The 7,564-nt window shown below is 37.3% G+C and carries 6 protein-coding genes; all 6 read right to left on the bottom strand.

Annotated features, from left to right (window positions below; all coding sequences use genetic code 11):
• Positions 1-122 precede the first annotated feature (122 nt).
• Complete coding sequence (locus tag ES765_RS12345) at positions 123-1,229, bottom strand: serine hydrolase domain-containing protein (protein WP_138114627.1); 1,107 nt, start codon at positions 1,227-1,229, stop codon at positions 123-125.
• Positions 1,226-2,053 carry a head GIN domain-containing protein gene (locus ES765_RS12340; protein ID WP_138114632.1) on the bottom strand — a complete coding sequence of 276 codons (828 nt, stop codon included), beginning with the start codon at positions 2,051-2,053 and terminating at the stop codon, positions 1,226-1,228. Before ES765_RS12340 ends, ES765_RS12345 begins: the two co-directional genes overlap by 4 nt.
• Before the next feature lie 4 nt (positions 2,054-2,057).
• A complete protein-coding gene (locus ES765_RS12335) occupies positions 2,058-3,155 on the bottom strand; it encodes an acyloxyacyl hydrolase (protein WP_138114626.1) in 1,098 nt (365 codons plus the stop codon).
• A gap of 109 nt (positions 3,156-3,264) precedes the next feature.
• Positions 3,265-4,218 (bottom strand): methylenetetrahydrofolate reductase [NAD(P)H], encoded by a 954-nt coding sequence (gene metF / locus ES765_RS12330; protein ID WP_138114625.1) that lies wholly within the window; start codon positions 4,216-4,218, stop codon positions 3,265-3,267.
• A 185-nt stretch (positions 4,219-4,403) separates the two neighbouring features.
• Entirely contained in the window at positions 4,404-7,175 is a 2,772-nt protein-coding gene (metH, locus tag ES765_RS12325; RefSeq protein WP_138114624.1) for a methionine synthase, read from the bottom strand.
• Positions 7,176-7,538: a four helix bundle protein gene (locus ES765_RS12320; RefSeq protein ID WP_138114623.1), complete on the bottom strand. Its 363-nt coding sequence runs from the start codon at positions 7,536-7,538 to the stop codon at positions 7,176-7,178. It abuts the gene before it with no gap.
• Between the last annotated feature and the right edge of the window lie 26 nt (positions 7,539-7,564).

The following is a 7,564-nucleotide window of genomic DNA, read 5'->3' as shown; positions in this document are numbered from 1 at the left end:
TGTTCATTTTCCTTTAGAGCTTTAATAATCTGGCTCTCGCTAAACTTGCTGCTTTTCATGATGACAGTTTGAATTTAAAGTTAGTAAATTTGAATTATTAACTGTCCTACTTATGGGGAAGCCTACACCACTACTTCATCCAACTCATGCTGTATTTTTGGATCTGTACAATTAATCAAAATTGAAACTACCAATTGCTCATCAGTATATACAAAAAAATTCGAATACCCTCCTACTCCATTACCCACATGCCCGTGAAATTTTCTGCCATGTGCATCTTTACTTACCTGCCAGCCTAAGCCATAATACGTAGGTTTTCCTTTTAGTTCTTGAGAAGTGATGAATTGCTTCAAAACATCTTCGGCTATTACTTTTTTATCCAAATATGCCTGCCCCAATTTAGCTACATCTTCTGATGTAGAGAGGTAACCACCGGCGGCTAATTTATAGAAATTATTGACTAAAATCGCCTTTCTAAAACCGGCTGCTACCTTAGTGTAAAAGGTTGCTAAATTTGCTTGTTCATGAAAAGTGGAAATCTCATTAACATCCTTACCTCCTTTACTTCGACTACGCTCAGGATGATATTTTGGAATAAAGGTATTTGTCAGCCCTAACGGATTCAATACTTTTTCTTGAACATATTCCTCAAAAGGAATTCCGCTAGCCTCTTCCATTGCCAAAGAAATCAAAACCCAACCAAAGCTAGTATACAAATAACCTTTTCCTGGTTCAAATAACAAAGGATCCTCTTTGAATATCCTTAAACTATCCCTTATAGTATACGGTTCATTTAAGCCGTATTCTTTTCCTTTATAAGCTCGGACTCCCGCAGTATGCCCTGCCAATTGCCTAATGGTAAAATCCCATCGTTTTTTGGGATAATCAGGTACATACGTATAAAAGGAAACATCCAGATCTAGTATGCCCTCTTTTACCATGTATGCTAGTGCCGTAGCGGCAATAGGTTTTGAAACACTTGCAATTCTAAAAATCGTTTGTTGTGGGTTAATAGGTATGTTCTCTCGTACATCTGCAAAGCCATATCCTTTTTGAAAAATGGTTTCACCTTCTTTTAATACCGTTATTGCAAGCCCAGGGATTCTATTCTGTAGAAATAAGTTTTGCAAAAGAGCATCTGCCTTGGTATGTCCATTTAAATGCAATTCACCTCCTACTATTCGTTTGGAAGCAAAGACATTTTTAAGATATGTTAGTATGGGGTTCATTCCACAAATATCAATCGACCATTATACAACTCTTCAACGTCAACCTCAGCAGGTCTGGTATAACTCAAAACATCTCCTGTACCTCTAAGAACACCAGACAGCCTTGACTGCGGATTAATAAGAATATCATTAGAACCTCTATGATTTAAGTTCACATGCTGAGCTATCAACTCTTGAGCTTCAATTCTAGAATCTCCTGCTGCAATATTTACGTTTAAACTTTCCGCAGATCCTTTTAATTTTAAATAGGCAATACCATTAACCGTAATACTCAAAGATGTTACACTCAACGCTAAGTCAAATTCACCATCTGTAGTTTCAGCTTTGGGGTTTGAAAAACTTTCGGACAACAAGCTTAATCGTTCAAAATTTAGAACGCCATCACTACGAATAGGAAAACCAGTACTACTTCGTATTTCTGTCAAACTTGGCGTTGTCACATACACTATCGTTGTACCGTAGTCCCTCACATAATTACAGTCATTCGTATCTGTGAGCAACAGTCGACCATCTTCTACCACCGCAGCTACCTCGTTCCTTAAATTTTCACCAGTTTCAATTTCAACTTTTTGTGTTATGCCTTGTTTTACAACCAAGGTTACGTTTTCAAAAACAGTTATTGTAGTAAAATCTTGCACCTCAACTTCTTCCTTTACAATTTGCCCAGTATCTTGAAAACAATCCGAACCATTTTCAGAGTCACAGGAAGTAATGAATAATACAATAGATATGCTCAAAGCTTTTTTAAAATAGGACACGAACAGCCCTAAACCACCGTTAAGGAAATTGTTCTTGGTTCTACACTTATTTCTTAGCTCTGACATCTTTTTATAATCTAATCCCAATTCCAAATTCGACGGCTTCTGCTTTTGCTCCATGTGATTTCAAGGTTATCGCCCCGTACACTTTATCTCCAAAATAACGCTTCAATCCCATGCGATTAAACATACTACCTTCAAAATCAAAAGGATAATATACGTAATACCCGAATTGAGAAATAATGGACATTTTATTAATAAACAGTTCGTGACCTACAAATATCCCTACCCGCTTATAATCATCATCTGTGGAAACATTATTTTCAGGAAATGCGATGCTTTGATAGCGAATCAATTCTTTTAAGAAATTAGAGAAGTATACATCTGTACCCAATTGAATAGCACTTTTTCGCCCCAACCGTTTATCGGCATAAGCCGAAAGCACAAAAAACCCATATTGGCCCGAATCAATGACATCACTTTCATTCAATCCGGTTCTTAGCGCGAAATTGTATCGCAATGGTTCTGTTACCTTTTCTTTTTCTCGATGCTCATAGTCCATTTCTTTACCTCCATCAAGGTGATACACCAAGCCCGCATTAAAGGCCATTGTATTGGTTGACGTATTCGGCGCCCTAAAATTGGCATTTGAATAATGGATAATAGAAATACCGGCTTTAAAACCCAATCCTTCAAAAACATTCTCTTTATGGTAATTAAACATTAAATAGGTAGAACTCAAAAAATCAGACCCATAAGCATTGTTTCTAAAGTTGGTTTCCTTGTCATAGGGATTGGTGTTGTAGGCGATACCTTGGCCTACCCGCAATTGTATGTTACGCTTAAAAAAGTAAAAATTGTAATGGGCGTAAAGACTATAGTTCTTACCTAAGGTCTCATTGTTCATATCCTGATAAATAAATGAATAACCTAAATCTGGATAATTATATAATTCCTCCCAAGATTCAGCGCCATAGGTCTTACGGTTATAACTCAATATTACGCCACCAGGGTGTGCATCTATTAAATGTGAAATATCTGGATTGTGCAGAATAATTGACCCGTAGAACTGATTCGCATCTAGGGTGTATTTCGCACCTTTTGTACTTTCTTGCGAAAAACAAAAAGTTTTAAAAAAGAGGGTGAATAAAAGAAGTTTAAAGTTCATGAAATGCAAAAATAAATATTAGCCTTTAGTACTGCGTATTAAGTAACAAGTTCTTTTTTAAACATTACCGTTAACGACCTACTACTATTTACTTATTATTGTGTATAAACTAAAAAAGCTCTTTTGCGATAGCCTTAATATTATCAGATTTTCCCATTGAATAATAATGTAATACAGGCACACCAGCTTCTTTCAATTCTTTTGATTGCTGAATAGCCCATTCTATACCAACTGCTCTAACCTCTTTATTGTTTTTACAACTATCTACAGCTTCAATTAAATCTTGTGGAATATCAATTCTAAAAACCTGTGGTAACAACTGTAAATGACGCTTCACCGCAATGGGCTTTATACCCGGTATAATCGGAACTGTAATCCCTATATCTTTTGCAGCCTCAACAAATTCAAAATATTTTTGGTTGTCAAAAAACATCTGCGTCACTACATAATCCGCTCCTGCATCCACTTTTTCCTTCAATCGTTTCAAGTCAGACTGTAAGGAAGGTGACTCTAAGTGCTTCTCAGGATATCCTGCTACACCAATACAAAACTCGCCTGTATGGTCTGTCTCTACCGTTTCATGTAGGTATCTACCTCCATTAAGGTCTTGAATCTGTTTTACTAAATCTATAGCAAACGGATGTCCGCCATCCGTAGGTTCAAAATATTTTTGTTCGCTTCTTGCATCTCCACGCAAAGCCATCACATTTTGTATCCCTAAGTAGTGACAATCGACCAACATATATTCCGTCTCCTCTTTGGTAAAACCTCCACAAATTACATGCGGAACAGTATCAATGTTATATTTATGCTTAATAGATGCGCAAATACCTACGGTACCAGGTCGCATACGCGTTGTTTTCCTATCTAAAAGTCCTTCTTTTTGTACATATACCGTTTCTTCACGTGATGTGGTCACATCAATAAACGGCGGGTTGAACTCCATCAATGGATCTATATTATTATATAATTCCTGTATATTTCTCCCCTTTACCGGTGGCACTATTTCAAAAGAAAATAGCGTTTTTCCTTTGGCGTTGGTTATATGGTCAGTTACTTTCATATCCTCTCCTACTGCCCTCTCAAAAGAGAGGAAACCTAAATCAGGCTTTTTTAATTAATATTTTATTCAACTTCCAGTTGGGCGTTCGGGCGGGCTTTCAGCTGTATTTTTTCTATTAAGCAACTTGAGCGCTACATCATATGAACAAAAATAGAAAAAGATGCCGCTTCAATCCCTAACGCATATTATGCATCGACAATATTTGGCGACAACCACTTCTCTGCCTCCTCAAAAGCTATTCCTTTTCTTTCAGCAAAATTCTTCACTTGGTCTTCCTTTATTTTTCCTAAGCCAAAATAGCGTGCTTCCGGGTTTCCAAAATAATACCCACTAACTGACGATGCTGGCCACATCGCAAGACTATCGGTCAGCTCTACACCAATGGTTTCGTTAACCTTTAAAATATCCCAAATAGTCAATTTCTCCAAATGATCCGGACAAGCAGGATAACCCGGTGCCGGGCGAATTCCTTTATACGATTCGTGAATCAAATCTTCATTGCTCAAGTCTTCATTAGCTGCATAACCCCAATGCTTCATACGAACCTCTTTGTGTAGATACTCTGCGAATGCTTCGGCCAAACGATCTGCCAACGCTTTTACCAAAATGGAATTGTAATCGTCCAGATCCTTTTCATATTGCCCAGCTAGTTCTGCTGTACCAAACCCAGTTGATACACAAAAACAACCAATATAATCTTGTTTACCAGTTTCTTTAGGCGCAACGAAATCTGCCAACGCAAAATCTGCAACTCCCTCTCTTCTCTGTAGTTGTTGGCGTAGGGTGCGAAATATAAATTCATCTTTCGCTTCGGCTTTGCTTAGCAACCCCACAACATCATCTTCGTCAGATGAGTGTAGCTGAAGAGCTATATCATCTTCATTGATGGTATTCGCAGGAAATAAACCAAAAATTCCTTTCGCCTTCAACTGCTTTTTAGAAATGATTTGCTTCAACATTTCTTGAGCATCAGCAAATAATTCGGTAGCCTGAACCCCTACGACATCATCGGTTAATATAGCTGGATATTTACCATGCAATTCCCAGCTTCTAAAAAACGGAGTCCAATCGATAAAAGGCACTAGGAGATTTAAATCCAAATCTTCAATAACCTGTATACCCAAAGTATTCGGTTTGCTTATTACCGTTGTTTTCCAATCAATTTTAAACTTGTTGCGCCTCGCCGCTGCAATAGTCTTATAGGTTTTACTAGAAGAGCGGTTTAAAAACTTGACCCTAAACACATCATAATCTTCCTTAATTTTCTTTTTATAACTAGACGAGGTTTCCTTTTTCAGTAAGTCACCTACAACAGTGACGGCTCTAGATGCATCATTTACATGAACTACCGCCTCACTATACTTGGTATCAATTTTTACGGCAGTATGCGCCTTGCTTGTTGTAGCACCACCAATCAATAACGGAAGTTTGAAATTCTTACGCTCCATTTCTTTAGCCATATGTACCATTTCATCTAAAGAAGGCGTAATCAATCCGCTTAGACCAATAATATCTACATTGTGCTCAATGGCAGCAGCAATGATTTTTTCTGGCGGCACCATCACCCCTAAATCGACAATTTCATAATTATTACAGGCCAAAACAACGCCTACAATATTTTTTCCAATATCATGAACATCTCCCTTAACCGTTGCCATCAAAATTTTTCCAGCACTATTGGAGTCTCCCGCTTGGGGATTCAATAATTTTTCTTCCTCGATATACGGTAACAAATACGCTACCGCCTTTTTCATTACCCGTGCAGATTTAACCACTTGGGGAAGAAACATTTTTCCACTTCCGAATAAATCTCCAACAACGTTCATTCCTGTCATCAAATTTCCTTCAATAACCTCTATTGGCTTATCTGCAGCTTGCCTAGCTTCTTCTATATCTTCAATTATATATTGATCGATACCTTTCACCAAGGCACGAGTTATCCTATTTTGTAAAGGTTCCTCACGCCATGATAAATCAATTTTACTTTCTTTTGTTTTCCCTACTACTGATTCTGCAAAATCAAGTAAACGTTCAGTTGCATCATCCCGTCTATTTAAAATAACATCCTCTACACGGTCCAAAAGACCCTTCGAAATATCATCATATACCTCCAACATACTTGGGTTGACAATACCCATATTCATCCCCGCTTTAATAGCGTGATATAAGAATACTGAATGCATGGCCTCTCGAACAGGATTATTTCCCCTAAAAGAAAAAGAAACATTACTTACCCCACCGCTGACACTTGCATAAGGTAGATTTTCCCGTACCCATTTGGTTGCTTTAATAAAATCTAGTGCGTTGTGCTTATGCTCATCCATGCCCGTAGCAACAGGAAAAATATTAAGGTCAAAAATGATATCCTCTGGTGCGAAACCTACTTTATCAACCAATACATTATACGAACGCTTAGCAATTTCGATTCGACGATCATAATTATCGGCTTGGCCTACTTCATCAAAAGCCATAACGATTACAGCAGCACCATAACGTTTAATCAATTTAGCTTGGTGCATGAATTGTTCTTCACCTTCCTTTAAGCTAATAGAATTCACTACACATTTACCTTGCACTACTTGTAAACCTGCCTCTATGATTTCCCATTTAGAACTATCGATCATGATAGGTACTCGAGAAATATCGGGCTCGGCAATGACAAGGTTCAAAAACTTGACCATAGCTTGTTTACCGTCAATCAAGCCATCGTCCATATTAATGTCGATAACCTGTGCGCCATTCTCTACTTGCTCCCTTGCTACAACTAAGGCTTCTTCAAACTTTTCTTCTTTAATCAATCGAAGAAACATTTTAGAACCAGCAACATTGGTACGCTCACCTACATTGATGAAATTGGTTTCTGGCGTTACAATTAAAGGTTCAAGACCGCTTAACCTAAGATATTTGGTTGTTGATTGTTGGTTGTTGGTTGTTGGTATATCAGAAATATCACTCATCTATTTTCTATTACTTTTAAAATAATTGATAAATCCGTTTATCAACTTCTTACAACTAATAACTCTATTGTTTAGATTGTTAAAATCTTCTTGACTTATATAATTTAAATCAAGAGCTATAAATAATTGGGTTTCCAATTCATACAATGAACCTCTTGAGATATGTAAAAACTGTATCGTATCTGCTGCTGTTCTTCTTCCACAACCTTCTGCTATATTCGAAGGGATAGAAACAGCGCAACGTCTAAGTTGATTGGTTAAGCCATAAAGTTCTTCTTTGGGGAACGACCTTGTTAATTTGTATACACTACCTACGAGAATTCTTGATTCCTTCCAAACATCCAATTCAGTGTAAACTTTCATACTATTATTATTTTTCAAACAACCAA

The sequence above is a fragment of the Maribacter sp. ACAM166 genome, assembly GCF_005771495.1.
Classification (GTDB): Bacteria; Bacteroidota; Bacteroidia; order Flavobacteriales; family Flavobacteriaceae; genus Maribacter.
Note: the sequence above shows the minus strand (reverse complement) of the source record. Positions and strands in the feature narration are given on the sequence as shown.

What these genes read in the sequence shown, in the direction of transcription:
- metH (WP_138114624.1), bottom strand. Translation starts at nt 7,175, where the DNA reads ATGAGTGATATTTCTGATATACCAACAACCAACAACCAACAATCAACA.
- ES765_RS12340 (WP_138114632.1), bottom strand. Translation starts at nt 2,053, where the DNA reads ATGTCAGAGCTAAGAAATAAGTGTAGAACCAAGAACAATTTCCTTAAC.
- ES765_RS12320 (WP_138114623.1), bottom strand. Translation starts at nt 7,538, where the DNA reads ATGAAAGTTTACACTGAATTGGATGTTTGGAAGGAATCAAGAATTCTC.
- ES765_RS12345 (WP_138114627.1), bottom strand. Translation starts at nt 1,229, where the DNA reads ATGAACCCCATACTAACATATCTTAAAAATGTCTTTGCTTCCAAACGA.
- metF (WP_138114625.1), bottom strand. Translation starts at nt 4,218, where the DNA reads ATGAAAGTAACTGACCATATAACCAACGCCAAAGGAAAAACGCTATTT.
- ES765_RS12335 (WP_138114626.1), bottom strand. Translation starts at nt 3,155, where the DNA reads ATGAACTTTAAACTTCTTTTATTCACCCTCTTTTTTAAAACTTTTTGT.